The organism is Oxynema aestuarii AP17 (genome assembly GCF_012295525.1).
GTDB classification, from domain to species: Bacteria; Cyanobacteriota; Cyanobacteriia; order Cyanobacteriales; family Laspinemataceae; genus Oxynema; species Oxynema aestuarii.
In genome coordinates this window covers 4034584-4059174 of the sequence record NZ_CP051167.1, presented here as the reverse complement: position 1 = coordinate 4059174, position 24591 = coordinate 4034584, and the positions used below count along the sequence as shown (strand labels likewise).

18 protein-coding genes are annotated in these 24591 nt (G+C 51.9%); 9 read left to right on the top strand and 9 right to left on the bottom strand.

Going from position 1 to position 24591, the window contains the following annotated elements; all coding sequences use genetic code 11:
* Positions 1 to 85: 85 nt before the first annotated feature.
* Positions 86 to 1747: a murein biosynthesis integral membrane protein MurJ gene (gene murJ / locus HCG48_RS16445; RefSeq protein ID WP_168570126.1), complete on the bottom strand. Its 1662-nt coding sequence runs from the start codon at positions 1745 to 1747 to the stop codon at positions 86 to 88.
* A gap of 226 nt (positions 1748 to 1973) precedes the next feature.
* Here murJ and sfsA point away from each other — a divergent pair, with 226 nt between their 5' ends.
* Both sfsA and HCG48_RS16435 read left to right on the top strand, forming a co-directional pair.
* Positions 1974 to 2708: a DNA/RNA nuclease SfsA gene (sfsA, locus tag HCG48_RS16440; RefSeq protein WP_168570125.1), complete on the top strand. Its 735-nt coding sequence runs from the start codon at positions 1974 to 1976 to the stop codon at positions 2706 to 2708.
* A gap of 5 nt (positions 2709 to 2713) precedes the next feature.
* Positions 2714 to 4084, top strand: coding sequence for an ABC transporter substrate-binding protein (locus tag HCG48_RS16435; RefSeq protein WP_168570124.1), 1371 nt, complete (start codon positions 2714 to 2716; stop codon positions 4082 to 4084).
* 58 nt (positions 4085 to 4142) lie between these two features.
* Here HCG48_RS16435 and HCG48_RS16430 read toward each other — a convergent pair whose 3' ends face one another.
* Positions 4143 to 5429, bottom strand: a complete 1287-nt coding sequence (locus HCG48_RS16430) for an aminopeptidase P N-terminal domain-containing protein (RefSeq protein ID WP_168570123.1) — start codon at positions 5427 to 5429, stop codon at positions 4143 to 4145.
* A gap of 61 nt (positions 5430 to 5490) precedes the next feature.
* On the opposite strand from HCG48_RS16430, the gene HCG48_RS16425 reads away from it, so the two are divergent.
* Positions 5491 to 6723 (top strand): acyltransferase family protein, encoded by a 1233-nt coding sequence (locus HCG48_RS16425; RefSeq protein WP_168570122.1) that lies wholly within the window; start codon positions 5491 to 5493, stop codon positions 6721 to 6723.
* A 156-nt stretch (positions 6724 to 6879) separates the two neighbouring features.
* A complete protein-coding gene (locus HCG48_RS16420; RefSeq protein WP_168570121.1) occupies positions 6880 to 7098 on the top strand; it encodes a hypothetical protein in 219 nt (72 codons plus the stop codon).
* Here HCG48_RS16420 and HCG48_RS16415 read toward each other — a convergent pair.
* The 3 genes from HCG48_RS16415 to HCG48_RS16405 all read right to left on the bottom strand — a co-directional run bounded on the left by HCG48_RS16415 (position 7088) and on the right by HCG48_RS16405 (position 8868).
* A complete protein-coding gene (locus HCG48_RS16415) occupies positions 7088 to 7231 on the bottom strand; it encodes a hypothetical protein (protein WP_168570120.1) in 144 nt (47 codons plus the stop codon). The two genes, HCG48_RS16420 and HCG48_RS16415, sit on opposite strands and share 11 nt — an antisense overlap.
* Before the next feature lie 7 nt (positions 7232 to 7238).
* Positions 7239 to 7877: a hypothetical protein gene (locus HCG48_RS16410; protein ID WP_168570119.1), complete on the bottom strand. Its 639-nt coding sequence runs from the start codon at positions 7875 to 7877 to the stop codon at positions 7239 to 7241.
* Positions 7878 to 8256: 379 nt separating this feature from the next.
* A complete protein-coding gene (locus tag HCG48_RS16405; RefSeq protein ID WP_168570118.1) occupies positions 8257 to 8868 on the bottom strand; it encodes a class I SAM-dependent methyltransferase in 612 nt (203 codons plus the stop codon).
* 336 nt (positions 8869 to 9204) lie between these two features.
* Here HCG48_RS16405 and HCG48_RS16400 point away from each other — a divergent pair, with 336 nt between their 5' ends.
* Positions 9205 to 9768: a hypothetical protein gene (locus tag HCG48_RS16400; RefSeq protein WP_168570117.1), complete on the top strand. Its 564-nt coding sequence runs from the start codon at positions 9205 to 9207 to the stop codon at positions 9766 to 9768.
* A gap of 73 nt (positions 9769 to 9841) precedes the next feature.
* Here HCG48_RS16400 and HCG48_RS16395 read toward each other — a convergent pair whose 3' ends face one another.
* The 4 genes from HCG48_RS16395 to cysS all read right to left on the bottom strand — a co-directional run bounded on the left by HCG48_RS16395 (position 9842) and on the right by cysS (position 15794).
* Positions 9842 to 11098, bottom strand: coding sequence for an alkaline phosphatase (locus HCG48_RS16395; RefSeq protein ID WP_246259594.1), 1257 nt, complete (start codon positions 11096 to 11098; stop codon positions 9842 to 9844).
* 90 nt (positions 11099 to 11188) lie between these two features.
* Positions 11189 to 12994: a hybrid sensor histidine kinase/response regulator gene (locus HCG48_RS16390; RefSeq protein ID WP_168570116.1), complete on the bottom strand. Its 1806-nt coding sequence runs from the start codon at positions 12992 to 12994 to the stop codon at positions 11189 to 11191.
* Between the two features lie 167 nt (positions 12995 to 13161).
* Positions 13162 to 14271, bottom strand: a complete 1110-nt coding sequence (locus tag HCG48_RS16385) for an AI-2E family transporter (protein WP_168570115.1) — start codon at positions 14269 to 14271, stop codon at positions 13162 to 13164.
* Between the two features lie 56 nt (positions 14272 to 14327).
* Positions 14328 to 15794, bottom strand: a complete 1467-nt coding sequence (gene cysS / locus HCG48_RS16380) for a cysteine--tRNA ligase (protein WP_168570114.1) — start codon at positions 15792 to 15794, stop codon at positions 14328 to 14330.
* 125 nt (positions 15795 to 15919) lie between these two features.
* Here cysS and HCG48_RS16375 point away from each other — a divergent pair, with 125 nt between their 5' ends.
* The 4 genes from HCG48_RS16375 (at position 15920) to cas3g (ending at position 24589) form a co-directional block, all read left to right on the top strand.
* Positions 15920 to 19144: a glycosyltransferase family 4 protein gene (locus HCG48_RS16375; RefSeq protein ID WP_168570113.1), complete on the top strand. Its 3225-nt coding sequence runs from the start codon at positions 15920 to 15922 to the stop codon at positions 19142 to 19144.
* 256 nt (positions 19145 to 19400) lie between these two features.
* The gene (locus HCG48_RS16370) at positions 19401 to 20576 is read left to right on the top strand and encodes a CobW family GTP-binding protein (protein WP_168570112.1); all 1176 of its coding nucleotides are present in this window, start codon (positions 19401 to 19403) and stop codon (positions 20574 to 20576) included.
* Positions 20577 to 20728: 152 nt separating this feature from the next.
* Positions 20729 to 21184: a D-aminoacyl-tRNA deacylase gene (gene dtd / locus HCG48_RS16365; protein ID WP_168570111.1), complete on the top strand. Its 456-nt coding sequence runs from the start codon at positions 20729 to 20731 to the stop codon at positions 21182 to 21184.
* Positions 21185 to 22105: 921 nt separating this feature from the next.
* Positions 22106 to 24589: a type I-G CRISPR-associated helicase/endonuclease Cas3g gene (gene cas3g / locus HCG48_RS16360; RefSeq protein WP_168570110.1), complete on the top strand. Its 2484-nt coding sequence runs from the start codon at positions 22106 to 22108 to the stop codon at positions 24587 to 24589.
* Positions 24590 to 24591: the final 2 nt, after the last annotated feature.

Sequence of the window (24591 nt, the reverse complement as noted above, 5' to 3'; positions counted from 1 at the left end):
AGAAGTAGGGATTTGGTTACCAAACCCCTACTGGATTTTTTGATATTTTTACTGGATTTTTTGATATTTTCTCGATCGACCCTCTCTAAGACCGCCTCAAGAAACGCTGGCGCAGGCGATCGACAAAAATATCGATCTCCGGTAGTTTTAACTGCATTGCCAATAAAGCAAAAACGCCGAGTCCGACCGTTCCCGAAACCGTCAGATCGACCAATTGCACCAACAATCCCCGAGTGCCCAGATAATGTTCGCAAACCCGCAAAACCCCGAAACTCACGAATCCGGCGATCGCGCTAGCCCCCGTCAGTAGCACGATCGGCCCGGTCCATTCCCACAACGGCAACCCATTGATTTTGCGATCGAGCAACACCAACAACGCCACCATCGAAATAATATTGACCGCCACCGTCGCCAACACCAAACCCGGCGCGCCGAACTGGTTGACCATCAAAAAATCAAACAAGGCATTGAGAAAAATATTGACAATACTCACCCGAAACGGCGTTTCGCCATCCCCGAGGGCGTAAAAGACCCGCACCAACACGTCCCGACCCAAATAAACAAACATCCCGATCCCGTAAGCCACCAGCATCGGCGCCACAAACTCCGACGCCGCCGGATCGAAAGCCCCGCGTTCGTAAACCACCCGCACGATCGCCACTGCCAGAGTAATCGTCAGCGCCCCCAACGGCAACATCGTCAATCCCGTCAAAATCAACCCCTGACGGATGCGACCTTTCAACTCCGGCCAATTTTGCGGGTCCGCCAACCGCGAAAACACGGGCAACAACGGCACTAACAGCATATTCGAGATAATCCCTAACGGCGTTTGCACCAGCAATCCCGCATATCCCAACGCCGCCGCCGCTTGGGGAATATAAGACGCGAAAAACAAATCGGTATAGACGTTAATTTGCAACATTCCCGAAGACAGGGTCGCCGGACCCATCACCTTCATGACGTCGCCAACTCCCGGACGGTTGAACTCGAAGCGCAATCGCAACCGTCCCAATCCCGCCCGCCATTGGGCCACCACTTGCACCAACCATTGCAAAATCGCCCCCGCCAACGTCCCCCACGCGAGAACCATCCCGCCGAGTAAGGCATATTTCGGCAAGGTAATATCGCTACCGAGATAGACCGCCAGGGCCCCCAAGCCGCCAATCAGCGCCACGCTAGAAAATAAGGGACTGATCGACGGCAACCAATATTGGTCCGCCGCATTCAAGGTTCCAAAACCGATCCCGATTAACCCCGCCAACACTGCCATCGGCGCCATAATCCGGAATTGGCGCACGGCAATTTCGTGGGTCAGTTGCAAGGTTTGAAACTCGTCCCCGGTCATCCCTTGGGCCGCCGCCTGGGCCGCCGTTACGTTCAGTCCGGGGGCGACCAATCCCACGAGAGGGTCCGCAAAAATGACTAAGAGGATCGTGACCGCCAGCAGCAACCCGCCGACTAAGGTGGTGATGGTTTCGACGAGGGGGGCCGCTTCTTCTTGTTTGCGCTTCGAGAGGACGCTGACGATCGCGCTGTGAAACGGACCGTTAATTCCGCCGAGTAAAATCAGCAAAAAGCCCGGAATCACGTAAGCGTAGTTGTAAGCGTCGAACGCCGGACCGACGCCGAACGCCGCCGCGATCGCCTGTTGGCGAACTAATCCAAAAACTTTACTAATTAAGGTGGCAACTGCCACAATCCCGGCAATGCCAGCGAGAGACCGTTTGGCTTTCTTCTGTTCGGACACGAAGAGTTAAGAGGTACAGGGCATCACTTTATTTAACCCCGAATTGGCAAAATCCGAATACTTTTCGATTTGAATCCGGTGAATTTTCCCCGGAGAGGGCTGTTTTAGCCGGGGCGATCGCCTCGGTTCGTTCATTTATCTAGTTTTCAACGATCGCGATCGCCCTTACTATTTCATTCAAACCTGAATCTGTTTTATAATAATTTTTCTATCAATTTCTATCCAAATGAGCGATCGTCTAATTTATCAATACCCCAATTTAACCTCTGGAATTCTGCTCAAACGTTACAAACGCTTTTTAGCCGATATCGAATTAGAAACTGGAGAAACAATTACCGCCCACTGTGCCAATCCCGGCAAAATGTTGGGGTTAGCCGAACCCGGTTATCAAGTCATGGTATCGCGCAGCGATAATCCCAAACGCAAATTAGCTTACAGTTTAGAATTAGTCCGCGTCGAAGATAACGAACCGACTTGGGTCGGAGTCAATACCAGTTTGCCCAATAAAATCGTTAAATTAGCCTTAGAAGCCAAAGCAATCCCCGAGTTAAGTGATTATCCAGAGATTAAACCCGAGGTCGTTTACGGGCGCGATCGCAAAAGTCGAGTCGATTTTTTGTTAAGCGGCAATCCGGACAAACCGCCGATTTATTTAGAAGTGAAAAATGTCACCTGGGCCGATGGAAAAATTGCCCGCTTTCCCGATACAGTCACGACCCGGGGACAGAAACATTTACAAGAATTAGTCGATACCATTGCCGATTTGGGCGCGCGATCGGTCAATTTATTTTTTATCAATCGTTCCGATTGTGACACCTTCGGCCCGGGAGATGCTGCCGATCCGAAATACGGAAAACTCCTGCGCGAAACAATGGCCCAAGGTTTAGAGATTTTACCCTGTCGTTTTCAGATCGATCCCGACGGCATTCGCTATCTAGGATTGGCCAAATTATCCCTGTAAAACTAATGGCGATCGCATTCACCCACCGACAAAACAACAGAAAAAGTAGGGTGGGCAATGCCCACCTTACCCAGTCTATTTCACGATTTTTAACTAAATTTAAAAAAACATATTTTGGGATAATCATCATCCTCCTATGTACCCTTCTTTTACTAAATGGCTGCCAAAGTTCATCTAAAATCACTCAAAACTCTATTCATTTAACCCTATGGCATGGGATCAATCCACCCCCCAATCGAGAAGGTTTTCAAACATTAGTCGATCGCTTTAACCAAAACAATCCCAACATTGAAGTAGAAGCCCTTTATGTCGGTCAAGCCGACCAACAACTGCCAAAACTGCTAACAGCCATTGTTGGCAATACCGTTCCCGATTTATTATGGTTTTCCCCCATGTTAACGGGACAATTAGTAGAATTAGGCGCCATTCATCCCTTAGAAACATGGCTGGAAACAAATCCCCACAAAGCAGACATTAATCCCGTCATGTTCGAGACCATGGAACTCGACGGTCATTTATGGTCGATTCCCATGGCGACCAATAATGTAGGCATTTTTTACCGTCCCAGTTTGTTTGAAGCGGCGGGAATTACAGAAATTCCTCAAACGTGGGACGATTTGCGCGAAGTTTGTCGTCAATTAACCCGGGATGAAAATGGGGACGGAGAACCGGATAAATATGGGATGTTACTCCCTTTAGGAAAAGGGGAATGGACGGTGTTTACTTGGTTGCCTTTTCTCTACAGTGGTGGGGGCGATTTAGTCGAGAAGGGCGAACCAAATTTAGTTAATGATGGGGCGATCGCCGCCCTGGAATTATGGCAGAATTTGTTAAAAGAAAGAATAGCCATGAATTCCCAACCGGAACGCGGTTATGAGAACGATCCGTTACTGTCGGGAAAAGTGGCGATGCAGTTAACCGGACCGTGGACGTTAGGGTATTTACAAGAAACGGGGGTCGATTTTGATGTGTTTCCGATTCCGGAAGGGAAACGACGGGGGACAGTTTTAGGGGGCGAAAATTTATTTTTGATGAAGACTGGAAATACAGTGACTGAACGAGCCGCTTTAGAATTTTTAGACTATATAATGGGTGAAGAGTTTCAAATTAAGTGGGCATTAGATACGGGATATTTACCGATTAATTTAAAAGCTCAAAACAGCGAAACTTATCGTCAATTTGTCGCAGAAAATCCGGTTTTACAAGTGTTTTTAGAACAAATGCAGTGGGCGCGATCGCGTCCTTTGGTAACGGGATATCCGAGGATCTCTGAAAGTCTGGGACGGGCGATCGAAGCGACGTTATTGGGGAAAGATCCGAGAAAGGCGTTACAAGCTTCTCAAGACCGTTTGGAATGGATTTTAAACCTTAAGTAAGGTGATAAGTAAGCTCGTAAGTAAGGTCGTAAGGTGGGCATTGCCCACCCTACTTAGGTTATTTCGGGACGCCAGTGGTGAGGATTTCGTGACCGTTTTCGGTGACTAAAACATCGTCTTCAATTCGCACCCCAATTCCGCGCCAGCGATCGGGAATTTCCGGTTGTCCTTCGGCGGGTTTAATGTCCGGACCGATATAAATTCCCGGTTCGACGGTCAGCACATTTCCAGCTTCTAAAATATGGGGGTCTTCGCCATATTGGTAAACGCCGACATCGTGAACGTCAAGCCCCAACCAATGACCCGTCCGGTGCATGTAAAAGGGTTTATATTTCTGTTCTTTAATCAGTTCGTCGATCTCGCCAACTAATAAGCCGAGATCGAGCAACCCTTCGACGATGACCCGGACGGCGCGATCGTGATGTTCGTTGTAAGAGTTGCCGGGTTGGACGGCGGCGATCGCCTGTTTTTGTGCCTCTAAAACGATGTCGTAGATCGCTTTTTGTTCGTCACTAAACGTACCGTTCACTGGGAAAGTTCGGGTAATATCGGCATTATAATAGCCGTAAGAACATCCGGCATCGATCAACAAAACATCGCCGTCTTCGAGTTGGCGGCTATTTTCAATGTAGTGTAGAATGCAGCTATTCGGACCGGAAGCGACAATCGAAGGATAGGCAAACCCATTCGCGCCATTGAGGCGAAAAATATGCTCGATTTCGGCTTGAATTTCGTATTCGTAGCGTCCCGGTTGAGCCATTTCTCGGGCGACGTTGTGCGCTTTTACCGAAATTTCTGCCGCTTTGCGCATCTGCTCTACTTCGGCGGGACTTTTGACTAAACGCATGGGATGGACGACGGTTCCCGCATCTTGAATGGCGATCGGTCCGGTACCCCGTCGGGGGTAAAATCGCATCAAATGTTGCCAATATTGCAGAATTTTTAAATCGAAGTCACGATCGCGTCCGAATCGATAGTAAATGCGATCGGCATTTTGCAAATATTGCGGCAACTTTTCATCTAATTCATGAATGGAATAGGCTTCATCGGCGCCGTATTTCTCTTTCGCCAATTCCACCCCCGCACGAATCCCGGTCCAGACTTCTTTATCCGGTTCTTTCGGTTGAACGAATAAAATAAACTGATGTTGTTCGTGATGGGGCGCAAAAACGGCGATCGCCTCCGGTTCGTTAAATCCAGTCAAGTAGAAAAAATCACTATCTTGACGAAAAGCATACTCGACATCGTTGTGCATGACGGCGAGGGGGGCGCTGCGGAAAATGGCGGTTCCGGAACCGATTTTTTCCATCAATCTTTGTCTGCGCTGGTGATATTCTGCTTGCATTGCTGCCAACTTTAATGGAACCCTTATGATATATTAAGCCTTTGTCCTTCAATTGTAGCGAATGGCTTTGAAAGATTCGGCGGGTGCTTCTCAACATACGGGTTCTCATGGTTTAGATGCACTTTTATCCCTGCGGGCGATCGGCTGTTTGATGGTACTGGTGGCTCACTGTCAGCCGCCGCGAGAGTTTTTCTGGGTGTTGGGTTACGATCTCAGTTGGCTATTTTTTGCAGGGGGTGGAATTGCGGTTCGGATCTTCTTTGTCTTGTCCGGTTATTTGATGGGCAAAGCTTTTTATACGGGTCGCTATTTGCTGAATTATCGTTCAATTCTGGAGTTTTATCGCAATCGACTGTTAAGAATTGCGCCACTGTATTATTTTGCTATCTTGTTTTTGGCGATTTTTGTTTATTCCCAAAGTTTGGCGATCGAAAATTGGGGCTATTTATTGCGCCTTTTAACGTTTACTTACAATCACTCTTTACCGTTATTGTTTAATGCGCCGTTGTGGACCCTTTCCACGGAGGTTCAATTTTATCTAGTCGTCCCGTTTGTTTTTGCGTTAGTCCAGCCGCGATTACGGCGACTGCACGAGATTACGATCGCGGCGATCGCCGTTGTGGTTTTCGTCTCGATTTATCGCTGGGTGATTTGGATAACGCCTTTAAAAATGAATCTGATTGCTTATTGGTATACGCCTTTAATTGCGAATTTAGATATTTTTCTGTTGGGATTTTTAGTCAATCCACTTCTGCGCTGCGATCGCGTGCGCCTGGGTTGGGAGTCGTGGACGCTTAAATATAATTTTTGGAAGTCGTGGCAATCTCCGATCGCGATTGCCCCGATCGCTCTATTGTATTTGTGGACGAGTTTTCACATTTACTATGGAGAATTGCGAAATTTACCCGGTCATCCGGGGGGAATTCAAACGGCGATCGCCTTTTTTCTGTTTCCGACGATGACGGCGATCGCTACTGCTATTTTTATCGCGATCGTCGAGTTCGATCCTCCTATGGAAGCAGGCGATCGTCCGCCAAAGTCTTCTCAACTAAGCGTGCAAACTTGCCTGAATAATCCATTACGAATCATCGAGGTATTCGGTCATTTATCTTACGGAATTTACGTGTGGCATTGGCCGATTTTAGCTCAAATAACGCCGATTTTTGCTTCCGATCTTCCTCTGGAATCTTTTACTAGAAAACTGATCGCTACCTTCTTGCTTTCTACGGTCGTGGCGATCGTGACTTTCTACTTGGTGGAACGCCCTGCGGCGCGTTGGAAGCGCTACCGTTAGCGATCGCGGCAGTCGTAAAAAGGCTGTCAGCGATCTCGAACACCTAGAAATGTGATTACGATCGCCAATTGCTCGGATCTCGATCGACCTCTTGCGGATAAAGATGGCTCATAGTATTAATAAGGCGCTCTATAACTCAGGGAGATTTGCGTTATTATGATCGAGGCTCTGGTCAAATCTGCATTTCAAAATCGCTGTTTGAGTGTAGAATCCGAGGGGTTGATTCGCCAAGTTCTCGCGATGAAGGGCTATCGCGCTGAGGATTTGGACGCCCTTCAACGGCTTTGCGATGCAGTCAACAACGGTCAAATTCAACGGGAAGCTCCCCGTCATCTCGATATGCCGTTACAACGACAAGAATCGCTCAATGTTTGAGTTGGCAATTTAAGCGGCAAGGGGAACGACCGCGATCGCACGTCTCTACACCAAAGCGATCGCACAGCTCGATTCGAGGATTTGTTAAAATTTTATATACAATTGGCAGGCGATCGCCCAACCCGGTTAACATCCCCCACTTAAAATCCCGATGAGGGTCGCTCTCCCAGGGGAGAAAGGGGTTGGGCCAGGCGGCGGTCTTCATTCGGTTGTCCGTTATCGCTTTGGCCGTAATCGGAAACAAAACTCATTTCTAAATCGACTCGTAACTCGGCATAACGCCACTGTTGTCCGGGCTCCAAAAATTCGATCGTCGGGAATCCCAAGCGAGTCGGCACCAAAAAATCGGTCATTTCCGCACAAGCATTTTGCAACTCTTCCTTGAGTTCCTTGACCAGTTCGCCGACTTGTCGGGGTTCGCGGCAGACTTGGTTATTATCGCATTGAATGACCGCCGTATTGGGCAAAATCGCCCGGGGGGTATCGCGAGTGAGGCAATCGAGCTGTAAGTGAGTTTCTTCGGCCCTAACTTTGAGGTTCAACAGGGCTAACAGACGCACGGTTCCCATTTCCCATCCCCCATTCGGCGCAATGGCGCGACCTCGGGTTCCATCGACCAAACATTTAACGTCGTAAGAAATACGAGTCACCGACCACAGGGCGATCGATAACATTTCGTCAAACATAAAAGTTTGTCGGTAGAACTTGTGGGTCGGTAATTTAATTAAGGTATCCTTGGCCAACATCGAGATGGAAGTCGGGAGTTTGGATTCTGTCATGGCCGCAAGCAACAAGCATTCAGAAAATATTCCCTTTAAAGATAACCCTCAAATGGCGTTTGAGCGATCTCGACGGCCTTACTTTTTTGCCTGGCGGGCGCCACGACAATCGAGAAACCGTCCGATGGCGGGCGATTTCGGGGGAGGTACACTCTCGGGGGTTCCGGGAGCTATCTTTTCACTTGGAGGGCAAGCCAACCGCTTTCGAGGGCTTGCCACAGGCGCAGAATGAGACGGAAGTTATAGACAAATCTTATATAAAGGAAAGGTAGCACGATCGCAAATCGGTAAGTTGACGACAGTTCGCCCGGTAAACCTCGGATGCGGGCGATCGGTGGTAGACGGAGCGGGGCGGTAATAAGTTCCCCAGAATCGGCATTTAACCGAGCATCCAGATGTATTCCGGCACCAAACCACCTGTATGGCCGTGTTTCCAACCATACCAATCGCAAGCGACGCCATCGGGTCGGCAGGTGCAATTAAAACTAATCGGTTCCAAGCGCAGTTCGAGGAACTGTTCCTGACGATAAGCCTGGAGCCAAGATCGCCGATAGCTTACAGGTTCGGTAAATGATTTTTTCAGTAAAAAAACCACTCCTTTTTTAGCAAATTGGTAGCCGATTTCTAAAAAACGATGTACGATTGGCTTACCGATTTTTTTGCCGTCAGAGGAATCAGCCCAGAAGGGAGGATGACCGATCACCCAATCAAATCCCCCGGTGCATAACTCGATCGCCTGCCAAGATTCCCGTCGGGTCATATCGAAGTGAAAATCCGCCGGGCGATCGCCATTGATATCGTTGGTAAAAATGTAAATTTGGTTGGAAAAATCTTTAACAACCTTAGCAATAGATTGTTCGCCACACGCCGGGTCTAAAATCAGATCCCCTCGTTCTAAAGGCAAGCGTTGTAACAGCTCTGCCGTCGCCCATTCCGGGGTTTGATAAAAATAAACAGGTAGGCGGGACCTGTGGCCCATTAATGAGTTCATCGTCTGAATCCTCTGATAACGGGAAACCGCCCAGTTAAGTTAGACTTCTTGGGGGGTCTCTTCCCTCTACCAGTAACAGCAGACAGATTGGAAAATCAAGCTGGGGAGTATCGGGAGATATTTATCCGGATACTTTCCCAAAATGCTGCAAAATAGAATTAGGGTGCATTGGGTCATGTTCTTTAGTTTATTCTTGAACACCTTTCTACCATCGCCTGCTCTCGTCGAGCCTCTTCCGCAGCTTGTCGAAACAAAATTGTACAATGGACAGATAGCAGATCGGACTTGTACCGAGGTCAGTCGGTGGTATGCTTGGACACAATGCGGTGAATCAACATGTTGCAAGCTGTTCATTGCCTGCTCGGACGGGAGTATAGTCTCGCAACGAGTAGACGACTCGAACTGTCACTAGACAATCGCGTAGTTCAAACAACCTTTATCAAGCTGATCTCTATCGCACTACTGCTGGGAATTGCTATGCCAAAAGAACAATCGCCAGAGGCTCGGCTCAACGCCATCTTCCAAGAACAGCAGCGATTAGTGCATCAGCTCAAGGATGCAACCCCTGCGCGAAAATACCAAATTCAAGCAGAGATTGTCTCGCTCTCCGAAGAGCAGGCAGAGTTGCTTCAGGAAGCGGGCGCGGTCAATTGTTTTATCTTCACCAGTTCCAGTAAAGGCGGAACCGGGTGGATTGAAGAAGAGCGAAACTTTGACGGCTCGGTGCGGCAATATCGTTACGGATATTACCACGAAGGGAAAAGCAGACGGCGTTATTTGCCGAAACGCTTGGTTCCCGAAGTGCAACGCATGATTTCAGCGCGAGCGACGCCGATGGCTATTTTGGAATTTCTCGATCGCGCCAAAAAGCAACAAGTCGTCAGTTCGGCACGGAAATAGGCACGGAGCGCCAGCAAGGCGACTCGACGGGTCGGCAGCAGCATTTTAGGGGAGAGCGAGGCGATCGCACCCCTTATCGTGCTATGGAAAGGTTCGCCCTTGCCTTCGATCGAAGCTGACGCCCGGGGGTCTCGAAGATCCCGGGGCGATAGAAAGGCACGATCGCGGCGAGAGTGACCCTCGGCTCCTGGGACACCCGGACGGGTTCGACCCCAGTCATCAGCGAGAAGAAATCCGTATTGTCAAGGGTGCCTGCTATGGACTCGCTGCCGACTCCCCACCCGTAAATCGGGACGTTCGTCCCGGTGTGGTCGGTCGTGGACCAGGTGACTTCGGGAAATTCCCCGGCGCCGCGATCGCCAACGACGGTCAAGCCTCCAGTTTCGTGGTCCGCACTGACCAGAATTAAGGTTTCTGGATGCTCCTCGGCCCAAGTGACGGCCTGACGAACGGCGTCGGCGAACGCCAAGGTCTCCATCACATTGCGTTGGAGGTCGTTAGCGTGTCCGGCGTGGTCGATGCGTCCGCCTTCGACGATTAAGAAGAAACCGTCGGGGTCGTTGTCGAGGATGGCGATCGCCGTGGCGGTCATTTCTTGCAAGTGGGGTAAATCGCCCAAGCCGTCGAATTCGTAGGGTAAATGGCCGTTGCCGAACTGACCGGATACCCGTTCGACGGTTTCCGTGTCTAACTGCTGTAATTCGGCGCGATCGCCGACGACGCGATAGCCTGCTTCGCGGGCCAGGGTGGGAGACAGTCCCCCCGAACTGCCGCCGCCGAATAACACGTGGGGACGGCTTTGCTCGAAGTAATCGGCGACAATCTCGACGGCGTTCGAGCGGCTCGGTTCGTGAGCGGCAAAAGCGGCGGGGGTGGCGTGAGACATCTCCGTAGTCGTCACGATTCCGGTACTTTTGCCCCGGGCTTGGAAATATTCCAACACCGTCGTTAACGGGGCGCCATCGCCGGGAATGGCCATGCTGATGACGTTGTTGTTAACTTTGAATCCGGTGGCGATCGCCGTGGCGGCTGCCGCCGAATCGGTCACCGAATTGTTGGCGGAATGGGTCGTCACTTGGCCGTGATGGGGAAACTGTTGAAACGGTAGAGAGCGAGGGGTGCCGCGATCGTAAAGGGAAGCGGCTTTGACTTGCTCGAAGCCCATCCCATCGCCGATAAACAGGATGACGTGTTTTGCAGACGCCGAGTTCCGCTCGGAGCTTGGCCGAAGTCCGAGGGATTCGGGGATGGCTTGAGCCATTGCCAGAGCGATCGCGCCGGAGACACAGGCGATCGCGCCGAGGGTAATGGCGATAAATTTTTCAGACATAGAGTGAGGAGGAGATCGGGAACAGACCGCGCGATCGCGAAAAACTCCTTATTTTCAAGATAACCGATCGCCGGAGATCGAGAGAGAGCTTCAACGACCCGCGCCGGGTAAATATTGCAACAAGAGGCGATCGAGTTGTTCGAGTTGGATCGGTTTGGTGAGATAGTCCGTGGCTCCCGCTTCCAAGACCCGATCGCGATCGCCCGCCATCGCCATCGCCGCGATCGCGATCGCCGGAATCCCTTGCCAAGCGGCGCGATCGCGCAACTGAGACAACCACTGCTGGCGTCGGGAGAAATTCGACCAGCTCACGTCTAGCAAAATCAAATCCGGCACGATCTCGGCACTCTCCTCGAACAGGCGATCGCTATCGGTAACGATCTCGATTTCGCAGCCCAACGCTTGCAAATAATCCCGTAACAGTATTTCTGTAGAGCGGTCCGGTTCGACGATCGCCACCCGACCCGTCCGCCGGGACAAGTCCGTCGTCAAATCGACGCGATCGGCTTCCTCACTGGGTTCCGGCGGCAAATAACCCGACGGCAGATCCGGTAAGTAGAGGTGAAAGCGACTGCCTTGACCGGGGGTGGACTCCGCATCGAGATCGCCGCCGTGCAAGCGGGCTAAATCGCGACTGAGAGCCAATCCGAGACCCGTTCCCTGGGTTTTTGCATTTAAGTCATTTTGGATTTGGTGGAACGGCTCGAACACCAAGGGTAAATCCTCGGGAGCGATGCCAATTCCCGTATCGGCGACAGTGATGCGAAGGCCCGGAGGGGTTTTTTCCACCCGTAACGAGACTTGACCTTCGGGGGTAAACTTGACCGCATTCGAGAGTAAATTGAGCAAAATTTGCTTGAGGCGGCGCTCGTCGCCGACGAGGGTGCGAACCTGGGGATCGATGTCGGTGGTCAATTGCAGCCCGCGCTCGTAAGCCCGTTCCTGAACGATTTTCAAACAGTATTTGCACAATTGAGCCACTTCGATCGCGCTGTATTGCAATTGTGCTTTGCCCGCTTCAATTTTGGATAAGTCGAGGATGTCGTTAATCAGTTCTAAGAGATGGTCGCCACTGTCTTTAATGCGATTGATATATTCCCGTTGTTTGGGATTGAGCGGCCCGAAAATTTCGCGCTGCAAGATTTGAGACAAGCCGAGAACGCCATTGAGGGGGGTGCGGATTTCGTGGCTCATTTGGGCGAGAAATTCGCTCTTGGCGCGGTTGCGAGCTTCCGCCAAATCGCGGGCGCGCGCGATCGCCTCCGCGTGCTTGCGTTCGCTAATATCGGCGATCGCCACCACCGCCCCTTCAAAGCGTCCCTCCCCGTCGTATAAAGGCGCGGTATCGATAGAGAGAATCGCCGGGGGGCGATCGGGATAGTGGATCTCATATTCGATCGCACAAGAGGGTTGACCCGTCTCGCGAACGCGATCGAACGGGACGATTTCCGCGAGAGTGGGATAAGTAGACCTCTGCATCGATTGGGGCGATCGCTCGTCCACACCGCCGAGGGTGGCGCTGCGAGGATAACCGAGCAAATGGGCTGCCGCCTGGTTGGAGAGGGTGATGCGTCCTTCGGTGTCGAGAACGACAATCCCGCTCGTCGTCGTTTCGACAATCGCTTCGAGGCGTTCTTCGCTGCGCTTGAGTTGCTCGCGAGAACGGTTGAGGATCGTGGCATAACGGCGAATCAGGCGATCGAGCAACAGGGCCGTGACGATCACGTAAACCCAGCCTTTCACCGTTTGAAACTGGGTGAGGCGATCGAACTCGGGATTTTGCAAGATTAAGGCAATTACACGGTCGGAAAAGAGAATCCATAAAGAACCGACCAAGGCATAAATCGCGACAATCTTGGTCGGGGTGAGTTTACCGAACTTCGGCCAATGTCCCATCGCCGTTCTGATTAGATTGACAAATTGAATCGGTCTCGCGGGTCGAAGACTTTACGGGTTAGCATAACATTCCCTCTTTGAGAAAGCGGTTCGATCGCCTTTCGATATTATGCATTCGATGGCGAAGGTGAGAACCGCCAGAATCTCCCCCGGGGCTGGATTTGAGATTATCTGGACTCGTCGGAAGCGATCGCCCCCACCTCGTCCGTCTCCGTATTTTCCCCGTTATTTTGAGCCATTAACTTCGGTTTGAGATAGAGATTTTCGACCAGGGCCGAAACTCCGGCAAACCAAGGCGGGACGACGATCGCCCCGATGATTCCCAACACTTGCACCCCGCCGAGGACCGAGAGCAATTGATAAAGCGGGTGAACGCCCACGGAACTGCCGACCAAAAGCGGATCTAAAATGTAAGTCTCTACATTTTGGATGATGACAAATAGAATTAACACCCATAAAAACGTCCAACTGCCTTGAGAAATCGCCACGATCAGGGCCGGAATGGCGCCCAAGACCGGACCGAGGAAGGGAATTAAATTGGTGACTCCGGCGATCGCCCCCAACCCCAGGGCAAAATCCCCCAAACCCAACAAAGTCAACCCGGCGGTAATCGCCACGCCCAAAATTGCCGAAACGAGCAGGCGTCCGCGAATGTAGCCGCCCATGCGGTAGCTAATCGGTTCGATTTGCGCTTCTAAATTGCGGTCCCAGGGACTGGGAAATAGCTGCACGACGCTGTTAATCAGGGTGCGACTGTCGGCGACCATGTAGCCGGAGATAAATAAAGATAAAATCAGCGAAACCACGCCGCCGACGAAGCCGCGCGTCAAACCGTAAGACCGCAACAGCAATTGCTGACTCGATCGAATCGCCCAAGTGGTGAGGGATTGGGTATCGAAGAACTGACGCACGAACTCCGGGGGAGTGTCGTTGAAATTGGCGGCGAGGTCTTCGGCGATTTCGCGCAGGGTTTCGAGATAAACCGGAAGTTGGCGCACGAGGCGTTCGATTTGGGAGGCGACCGCCGGACCGATCGCCAATCCGGCCCCGGTCAATCCGGCGATTAAGATTAAATAGGTAGCAAGGGTGGCCAACCAGCGCGGAATTCGGTATTTTTCCGCCCAATTGACCACTGGGGAGATCGAGGCGGCGAGAACGACCGAGATCATCAGCGTGACCAGCAAACTGCGAACCTGCCACATCAAGACCAGAATTAAGCCGACGATCGCAATCAGCACGGGATTGGTCAGGGAAATCCTCAAGCGCGGGACAGACATGGAAAAATCACCAAGAGTGGGGGCGCAGAATTAGCGGCGATCGCCACGGACCGGAATTAACTGCGATGCCATTGAGTGACCCCCCCCGGACGGTCGATGGTGACGATTCCTTGAGCTTGGAGCTCGTCGCGGATGCGATCGGCTTCGGCGAAGTCTTTCGCCTGGCGCGCCGCTTGGCGCCGTTCGAGAAGGGCGGCGATCGCCTCGTCACTCAACCCGTCGCTGGGGGTGGGGCTTAACTCGGCATCGGCATCGACTTTGAGTCCGAGAACGCCAGCTAAACTGACTAAAGTTTGCCACTGTTTTTGCACTCGTTGCGAATCGCCTTGAATTTCCCCTTCGTGAACCAATAAATTGCCCTGACGGCGCAATTCTTTGGCCAATTCAAACAAGACCGCGATCGCGCCGGGAGAGTTGAAATCCTCGTCCATCGCTTGCTCGAATCTGGCGATCGCCCCTGCATCCAACTGACTCGCCGGAGGTAGTTCCGAGGTTTCCCAACCGAGGCGCGCCCCAAATTGAAACCCGAACGACAGCCCTTCTTTCAACGTCGCCCAGCCTTTTTCAGCCGTGGCGATCGCCTCTTCGGTAAAATCGATCGGCTTGCGATATTGCGCCTGCAACACGAACAAGCGCACCGCCATCGGATCCGTCGGACGGTCCAACAACTCGCGAATCGTCGTGAAATTACCCAACGACTTCGACATTTTCTCGCCATTGACCGTCACGAAACCGTTGTGCATCCAATATTTCGCTAACGGGTGACCCGTCGCCGCCTGAGATTGGGCAATTTCATTCTCGTGGTGGGGAAACACCAAATCCGCGCCCCCCATGTGAATGTCGATCGTTTCGCCCAACTTCTCGCGAACCATCGCCGAACATTCAATATGCCATCCGGGACGGCCCTTACCCCAAGGCGAATCCCAGGCGGGTTCCCCCGGTTTCGCCGCCTTCCACAAGGCAAAATCGAAGGGGTCTTTTTTCTTATTCTTATCCGGGTCGTCCTCGGCGACGCGACCGCTTGCACCCGCTTGCATCTCTTCTAACTTGCGTCCCGAGAGTTGTCCGTATTCGGGAAACTTCCGCACCGCATAGTACACGTCCCCGCCTGCGGGATAGGCGTATCCTTTTTGTTCGAGTTCGGAAATCAGCCGTTCGATTCCGTTGAGGGTATGGGTGGCGCGGGGATAATCGTCGGCGCGCAGGATGTTGAGCCGATCCATGTCTTCAAAGTAAGCTTGGGTGTAGCGATCGGCCACTTCTTCCATCGAAGTCCCTTGTTCGCGCGCCCGATTGAGGATTTTATCGTCGATGTCGGTAAAGTTCTGGACGTAACGCACGTCAAACCCACGCCAAATCAAATAACGGCGCACCGTATCCCAGGCGATGTACGAACGAGCATGACCCAAGTGGCAGTAGTCGTAAACGGTCACGCCACAGCAGTACATCCGCACCTTGCCCGATTCTACGGGTTCAAAGGGTTCCTGACGGCGGGTGAGGCTGTTGTAAAGCTTGAGGGTCATAACAGTAGAGCGTTTTTTTTAGATAATGCTTGCGATCGGGTGTGGAAGTCCGTAGGGCGGGGATCGGGCCCGCCTTCGCGATCTGAAATTCCGACTGACTCGGGGGATCTTCTTCACCGTTCATCATGACACGATTTGCTGAAAACTCGAACGATAAAAACCCAGCCAAGATGCGGATTCTAGTGGAAGGTTGGCGGTTTATTCCCCATTCTTATGCGATTATCAATCATTTTCAGTTGTTGCAACTGCGGCGTCGCCCCGAGGTGGAACTGTTTCATCGCGATCGGCCTTTTGTCAAGGGTAGCGATTGGAAACCTGCAAGCGGTCTGTTAGACGAAGCGGCGGAAGCGACGATCCGGGCGATCGCCGAACCTCCCCCCGGGTGGGTACCGGACGCGACTTTGCGGATGTACTGCCCCTTTGACCTGACTCCGGCGCCTTCGGGACGGACGCTGGTGTTTGGCTGTACGGAATGGGGAATCGTCACCCGATACATTTTGCGCGCCATGGGGGTGGATTCTTTTCAAAAGGCCCACGGGGATAACGATACGGTGATTGTGACCTCTTCTCGCTGGTCGCGCGATGGCTTCGTTCGCAGTGGGGCCGATCGCGATCGCGTCAAGGTCGTTCCTTTGGGGGTCGATCCGACGATTTATCAACCCGTCACCCCGGCAAAAAAACGGGAAATTCGCCGTAAATTCGGTTGGGAAGAGGATTGTTTTCTGTTTCTCAATGTCGGGGTGATGTGGAACGAACGCCAGGGAATCGATATGCTGTTGAAAGCATTTGCGGCAATTTGCGATCGCCATCCCGAGGCGCGTTTGGTGTTAAAAGGCAGAGATGCGATTTTTCCCTCTCGCGATTCGATCGTGCGTGCTTCCCGCCAAGTCCTCAGCGAGAGGGAATTGCAGAAAATCGCCCCCCGTTTAATTTATATCGGTGAGAGTCTTTCTTGCGCGCAAATGGCGCAACTGTATCAAGCGGCGGATGCTTACGTTTCCCCTTATTTGGCGGAAGGCTTTAATTTACCTGTATTAGAGGCGATCGCCTGCGGGTTACCCGTCATTTGTACCGATGGCGGACCGACGGACGACTTTATCCGGGATGAGTTTGCCTTGAGAATCGCCAGTCAGCTTAAAAATCCGTGGCGAGAAAAGGAACGGGTGTTTGTGGTGATGCCACAATTTGATAGCTTGGTGGCACACATGGAACGGGCGATCGCCGATGCGGCCCTGCGGGCGCGATCGCACGATTTCGGCCCACGCTGGGTTCGCGATCGTTTTACCTGGAAACAGACGATCGATCGCCTTCTCCCCCTATTCGATCCGGCAATGACACTCGATCCGACGACGGTTCCCCCTGAGATTGCTCAATCTGAGATTGCTCAATCTGAGATTGCTCAATCTGAAATCACTCAATCTGAAATAACTCTATCTGGGATAACATCCGTTCGCCCGTCTCAGTCGATTATCGTTGAAGGCTGGCGCTTTTTGCCTCATTCTTACGCGATCGCCAATCACTATCACTTGCTAGAAATGAGCGATCGCCCCAATTTGCAAGTCTTTCACCGAGACGCGCCCTTTCCGACCCGGGACGCGCGATCGATCGCCGACATGGTAGACCGCGCCACAGGCGATCGTTTGCGCGCCATTCCCCCACCCCCGCCGGACCTGTTCGCCGACACCACCTTACGCATCTTCAGCCCCCTCAACCTCCGCGAGGCCCCCAATAGTCGCAAAACCTGCGTCTTTGGGACTACCGAATGGGGAATCGTCCATCCCCAATTATTATTACTGCACGATCGCGCGCCCTTATCGGAGATCCTCGATCGCACCAATACTCTCATCATTACCCCCTCGAATTGGTCTCGCGAAGGATTTCTACGCAGTGGGGCACCGGGCGATCGCGTGACCGTCGTCCCTCACGGGGTCGATCCCAACCTCTATCACCCCGTCTCGGAAGACGAACGGGAAAGTTTGCGCCGCCAACTCGGATGGGACGGTCAATTTATCTTTTTAAATATCGGTGCAATGACCGCAGAGAAAGGCATCGCGCCGCTCTTATTTGCTTTCGCGCAGATTGCCGAAACCCACCCCCAAGCGCGTTTAGTCCTCAAAGGGAGTGACGCGATCTACAGTTCTGACGAGTCGATCCGCAGGGTTTGTGAGAAAACCCTCGACCGACGACAGGCGGAGATCGTCCGCGATCGCCTCATATACATCGGCACGACTTTATCGGCGTCGGCGATCGTGCGCTTGTATCGGGCGGCGGATGTTTACGTCGCGCCCTATTTAGCGGAAGGATTCAACCTCACGGTGTTAGAGGCGATCGCCTGCGGATTGCCCGTCATCTGTACCCGAGGCGGACCGACGGACGATTTCACCCGTCCCGAGTTTACTTGGTATATCGAGAGTCAATTAGAAACAATTACCAAATTCGGGGATCTTCGTTACGCGCGATCGCCGAATTGGGACAGTTTAATCGCCCTGATGGAACGGGCGATCGCTTCGCCAGAATTCCGCCTGCAGGCGCGATCGAGCGGTCCGGCGTTCGTCGGCGATCGCTTCACCTGGCGGCGGGTCGTCGATCGCCTTTTAGAAGTCATCTTACCCGATCGCGCGGGAGACTATACGGACGATACGGCAAAGCCGTCGCTGCGCGAACGTCCGCCAGCGATCGGCCAATATAGCCAATATACCGATCCCACCCCCGCGCCACCACCTCACCCCCCCGCCAGCTACGGCGTTCCGGCGGATTTAACCGGGAAGCGGGTTCTCGAACTGGGAACGACTCAGGGCTACTGGAGCTTTGAAGCCCTCCGACGGGGTGCGAGAGAGGCGATCGCGGCAAACTTGCAAATTGAAGGGGTTACAGCGCCTTTTGACCGCCAATGCTTCGATAATTACCGACGGATACGAGCCTTTGACCCCTCCGTTTGCAGTTACCGCGATTTATCCTTAGACGCCCTCGATCCGAATCAACTCGGTTACTTCGATGTCATCTTCTTATTTGGAACCTGCGATCGCGTCCGCTATCCCTTACTATTATGCGATCGACTCGCTACCCTTTGCCGTGGCGAACTCTACCTCGAAGCCGCTATTCTCGACGATTACAGCCGCGATCGTGGCGGTCTCGGTTGCGGTTATCCCGGGAGTCAAATGTTGCTCGAATTCAACCCAAATTCTACCACCAACAACCCCTCACAACCCCTTTGGCGTCCGACCCTTTACGCCTTAGCACAGCTCGTCAAATCCGCCGGATTCACTCAAGTAAAAGCGTGGAAATTGACCGATTCCCCGCAAACTGAGCCCCAATGTCGCGGCTTTGTCGTCGGGTCGCACCTGGGTTAATCGGCATTTTCCTCTGCTATGCAAGACATTTAGATCCCCCTAAATCCCCCTTAACAAGGGGGACTTTCCTCGTTCCCCCCTCTATCCCCCAACCCCCCTTGGAAAGGGGGGCGAAGGGGAGGCGAAGGGGGGATAGAGGGATCGGCACTTTACCTCATAAAATCGCCAAATCCCCATAAGTCAGAACACGTCAATGCCGTCTGTCCGATAAACTAAAGAGAATATCCCCAGCTTTGTCAACAAACGAGATCGCCTTATGCAGACTACGGATACGTCTCACGCCGAATCTCCAACAATGGAGGCTCCCAAACACGGTTTACCCGTAACGATTATTACCGGGTTTCTGGGGAGTGGCAAAACTACTCTACTCAATCACATCCTCGCCAATCAAGAAGGGTTAAAAACTGCCGTTCTGGTCAACGAATTTGGCGAAATTGGTATCGATAACGAGCTGATCGTCTCGACGGGAGACGATATGGTGGAACTCAGCAACGGCTGTATTTGCTGCACGATTAATAATGACTTACTCGATGCAGTTTATAAGATTTTAGAACGGAGCGATCGCGTCGATTATTTAGTGGTCGAAACCACGGGTTTAGCCGATCCGTTACCCGTAGCTCTAACCTTTTTGGGAACGGAATTGCGCGATTTAACCCGCCTCGATTCGATCGTTACGTTGGTCGATTCGGAAAACTACAGTTTGGATTTATTTAACTCGCAAGCGGCTTATAGCCAAATTGCTTATGGCGATATCATCTTATTAAATAAGGTGGATCTCGTCGATGAAGCGGATGTCGATTTATTAGAATCAAAAATCCGCGATGTTAAGGCGGATGCACGAATTTTAAGAACGACGCGATCGCAGGTTCCGCTTCCGTTAATTCTCAGTGTCGGATTGTTCGAGTCGGACAAATATTTTACGCCGGAAAAATCGGCAGAAAGTCACGACCATCATCACCATCACGACCACGACCATCACGACCATCACGACCATCACGACCATCACGACCATTCTGATTGCGACCACGACCACGGTCACTGCGTCCACGACCACGACCACGACCATCACGACCACGACCATCACGACCATCACCACCATTCCGATCACTTGGCGATGGACGGGTTTACATCACTTTCTTTCCAAAGTGACAAACCGTTTGCGATTCGTAAATTTCAGTATTTCTTAGACAATCAATTACCCTCTACTATTTTCCGTGCAAAGGGGATTTTATGGTTTGATGAAAGCGATCGCCGTCATATTTTCCATTTGAGTGGTAAACGCTTTTCCATTGATGATGATGATTGGAATACCGAACCGAAAAATCAATTAGTTCTCATCGGTCAAAATTTAGACCACGACAAGTTACGGGAACAATTAAACAAATGTCTCTGTTTGCCTTCAAGCAATAGCGGTAAAGGATTTGGCCGTTAAAAATTGAGCGGGCAAAATTTACGAAGATCGAGTGCGGGACTTTAACCCGTAGAATCGATTGAGAATTGACGGCAAAGATACAAAGAAGATAGCTTCTAAGTGTCTTTGCCGTTTGAATGAGTGGGGTTGTATCGAAGAGAGTTTTTTTAGTGATGCGAGTAATTATTCAACGAGTTAAATCGTCTCAAGTGATGGTCGGCGATCGCGCGATCGGACAAATCGGGAAAGGCTTAAATTTATTGGTGGGAATTGCCGAAACGGATACGGAAGCCGAACTGGATTGGATGGCGCGAAAATGTTTGGAATTACGACTATTTCCCGATGAAACGAGCGATCGCGCCCGTTGGGATAAGTCAGTTCTCGACATTCGAGGGGAGTTATTAGTCGTCAGTCAATTTACTTTATATGGAGACTGTCGGAAGGGACGCCGACCGTCATTCGATCGCTCCGCATCCGGCGATCGCGCGCAACAGCTTTACGAACAGTTTGTCGGGAAATTACGCCAAAGTGGTTTGAAGGTAGAAACGGGCGAATTTGGGGCGATGATGCACGTGGCGATCGATAATGACGGTCCGGTCACCTTAATTTTAGAACGAGAAGCAGATTAGATTTTAGATTTTAGATGGAACCTATTGCTTGCGTAGTTGTTGTCTTGCTCCACCCCCTATCGGGATGCCTCCATTGGTCAGTTAGTACAAGGCTTACAGACTGTTAATAAAGAAAATATAAAAAAATTTAGTAGGGGTTTGGTTACCAAACCCCTACTAGGCACTATAGACTGTCGAGAGCTTTGGGGGAACCCGATGGCAGCCACGTTGGGGAGGGAGGTGTAACGATTCTGAAGAAGTCTATGGAAATTTTTGTGACGATTTTCAAAGATTTACGCAGAATGCTTGCATCGTTACCTACTATGATAGATGGAGCAGAGCAATTTTTCCTTTCCTTCATTGAACCTGAAGGCTTCTTTGAAGCTCTGCACTTTTCGGAATTGACTCACATAGTGAGCATTTTCCGTTCCACCCCTTATCGGGGTGGCTCCATTGGTAGCTCGTTTCGTGGTTGTTTGTTTTTTTACGTCTCTGCCCTTTTCGGAATAATAATGATATCCTAAGAGGTAAGCCAGCTCATGGAGGCGCAAACAAAAAGCGCCCACACCAATCCGTTTCCTAAGCGGATCGAGCAGGCGAAATAGATTAAATATTGCAAAGGATCATGATACAACGAAAAGATCAATCCTCCCCGTGGCAATATCCCTGGGGGTTCCTCAGGGTCCGTCGCGATCCTTTATCGGACGAGATCGAACAAGCTTGTGTTCGCCTTGAACAACCTGCCCCATCCTTAAACGACATGAGTGTTAACGAAATGGTGCAGTGGGTAAGCGATCGCAGCGATCCGGTCTTGTTTTACGCTGTATGGCGCAATATTCTTACCGATCTGGGCATGGAAATTGAAGAGATTTAGCTGAAATATCAACTCCTGCTCGTTTGGGCAGGAGTTTTCTCGTTCAAGAAACTTTTGAACTTTAGACAATGAAATTTTCTGAGTTTTTCCAAATTGCGACTGGAAAACCACCGTTTCCGTACCAAGAACGGCTAGCCTGCGCCGATAAGCTCCCGCTTGTTCTCAATGTACCCACTGGGAGTGGTAAAACAGCAACAGTCGTTCTCGGATGGCTGTGGCGACGGCAACACGATCGCGATCGCACCCCACGCCGATTGGTCTACTGCTTACCGATGCGCAGTTTGGTCGAGCAGACCGAGCGATCGATTCACAAGTGGCTCGACCATCTCAAGGGTCGCAACGCCCTTGACGAAGACATTAAAGACATTGAAGTTCACAAACTGATGGGCGGTTCCGTCAGTCACGATTGGGACGATCGCCTCGATCGCAATACCATCTTAGTCGGAACCCAAGACCAACTGCTCTCTCGGGCGCTCAATCGGGGTTATGCCATGAGTCGCTATCGGTGGCCAGTGCATTTCGCACAACTGAATAATGATTGTTTCTGGGTCATCGACGAAACGCAGTTGATGGGCGCGGGATTGCGGACGACCGCACAACTGCAGTGGTTGCGAGAACATTTCAGCACCTATGGCACTGCTCGCACCTTGTGGATGTCTGCGACTCTCGATAGCGACATCTTGAAAACGGTCGATTATCGTCAGACCTACGGCAATCTCGATCGACCCTTCACCCTGGGAGAAGATGACCGAGAACATCCCACCTTGCAAAAGCGCCTGAGTGCGAGCAAATCAATCCAGCGTACGGCGATCGTGGTTCCGAGTAAGGGGGGAGATAAAGAGGTTCGCCAGTATGCCCGTAAACTCACCAGTACGATCGCCGAAGTACATCGCGCCGACACGTTGACACTAATCGTTTGCAATCGCGTCGATCGCGCGCGGGCGGTGTATCGCGAACTCCAGCAACTTCAGCGTAAAGGTGAGATCGACGCAGAAATCGGACTGATTCACTCGCGATTTCGAGCAGGCGATCGCCAGACCCTCGGCGCACGCTATCTCGACGACGAGCATCCCTTTCGCGGCATTCTCGTTGCTACCCAGGTGGTCGAAGCTGGGGTCGATATCTCTGCGACCACCTTATTTACCGAACTGTGTCCCTGGTCGTCTTTCGTACAGCGCCTCGGACGCTGCAATCGATACGGTGAAGCGACTGAGGCGGCGGTGTATTGGATCGACTTCGACAAGAAAGTTGACGATAAGGCGACCAGTCCATATCGTGCGGAGGCGATCGAACAGGCCCGCTACCTCGTCGGGCAACTTCAAGAACAACAGGGCAACGCCGGGATTGAGTCGCTGCAAACGTTTCTGGAAAACTTACCCGACGACAAGCGATCGCCCCAGGCGCTTGAGGGAATGGTTTTGCGTCGTCACGACCTCATGCAATTATTCGATACCGCCAGCGACCTCGCGGGTCACGATATCGATATCTCGCCATTCGTGCGGGAAGCCCAAGATAACAATGTAGAGATTGCCTGGCGCGATTGGGGAAAAGGCAATCCCTCTGCGGACTGGGGAGATGAAAATTACGTCGGCAAATTGTATCGAGACGAACTCTGTCGGGTCAGCATGGCTCAAGCTCAACAGTTTCTGAAACAACGAGAGGCTTGGACCTTCGATGCGCCGAACAAGCAATGGCGCAAGGTCGCCCACAACGAGCTGTTTCCTGGCATCACTCTGTTGGTTCGGACGACCGACGGCGGCTATTCGTCGGAATTGGGCTTTACAGGTGGCAAAGAGAAAGACTTTGCACCCCTCGACCTACCCGAAGACGGAGACTTCAATAGCGATCGCGACGATCCACTTTCTCAAGTCGGAACCTACATCACCCTCGAACAACACGCTCGGGATACATTTAATGAGGCTCAGAAATTGTGTGAGGCGCTCAAACTCAGCGATCTCCCGGTAGAGTCGATCGCACGCGCCGCCCGATATCACGATGCGGGGAAAGCGCACGAGGAATTTCAAAAGATGCTCACCTGGAACCGGGAAGAGCGCAAGGGAGCGACATTGTGGGCGAAATCCGATCGCGATTTCAAAAATTCCAGCGATCGCCCGCCTCGTAAGTTCCAAGATCGTGGATTTCGCTATTTGCGTCACGAATGGGCGAGTGCGCTGCTGGCACTGCAACAGGGCGAACCGTTTCTACTGGCTTATCTCGTCGCCTGTCACCACGGCAAAGTCCGTATGGTCGTGCAGCCGTACCCGAACGAGAAGGCTGCACCGCATGGAAAAGCCTATGCGCGAGGGGTTTGGGATGGGGACACCTTACCCGAAATCGACCTCGGCGACGGTCTCACTATCCCGTCGTGCCAATTATCCCTCGATTGCGTGGCACTTGGGGAGAATTCCGACGGCGAACCATCGTGGGTGGCGCGATCGCTCGACCTGTTGGACGAATACGGTGCCTTCAAACTCGCCTATCTCGAAACGGTGGTGCGCGTGGCAGATTGGCGGGCATCGGCACGATACACCGGACCATTGGCGGAGGAATAATT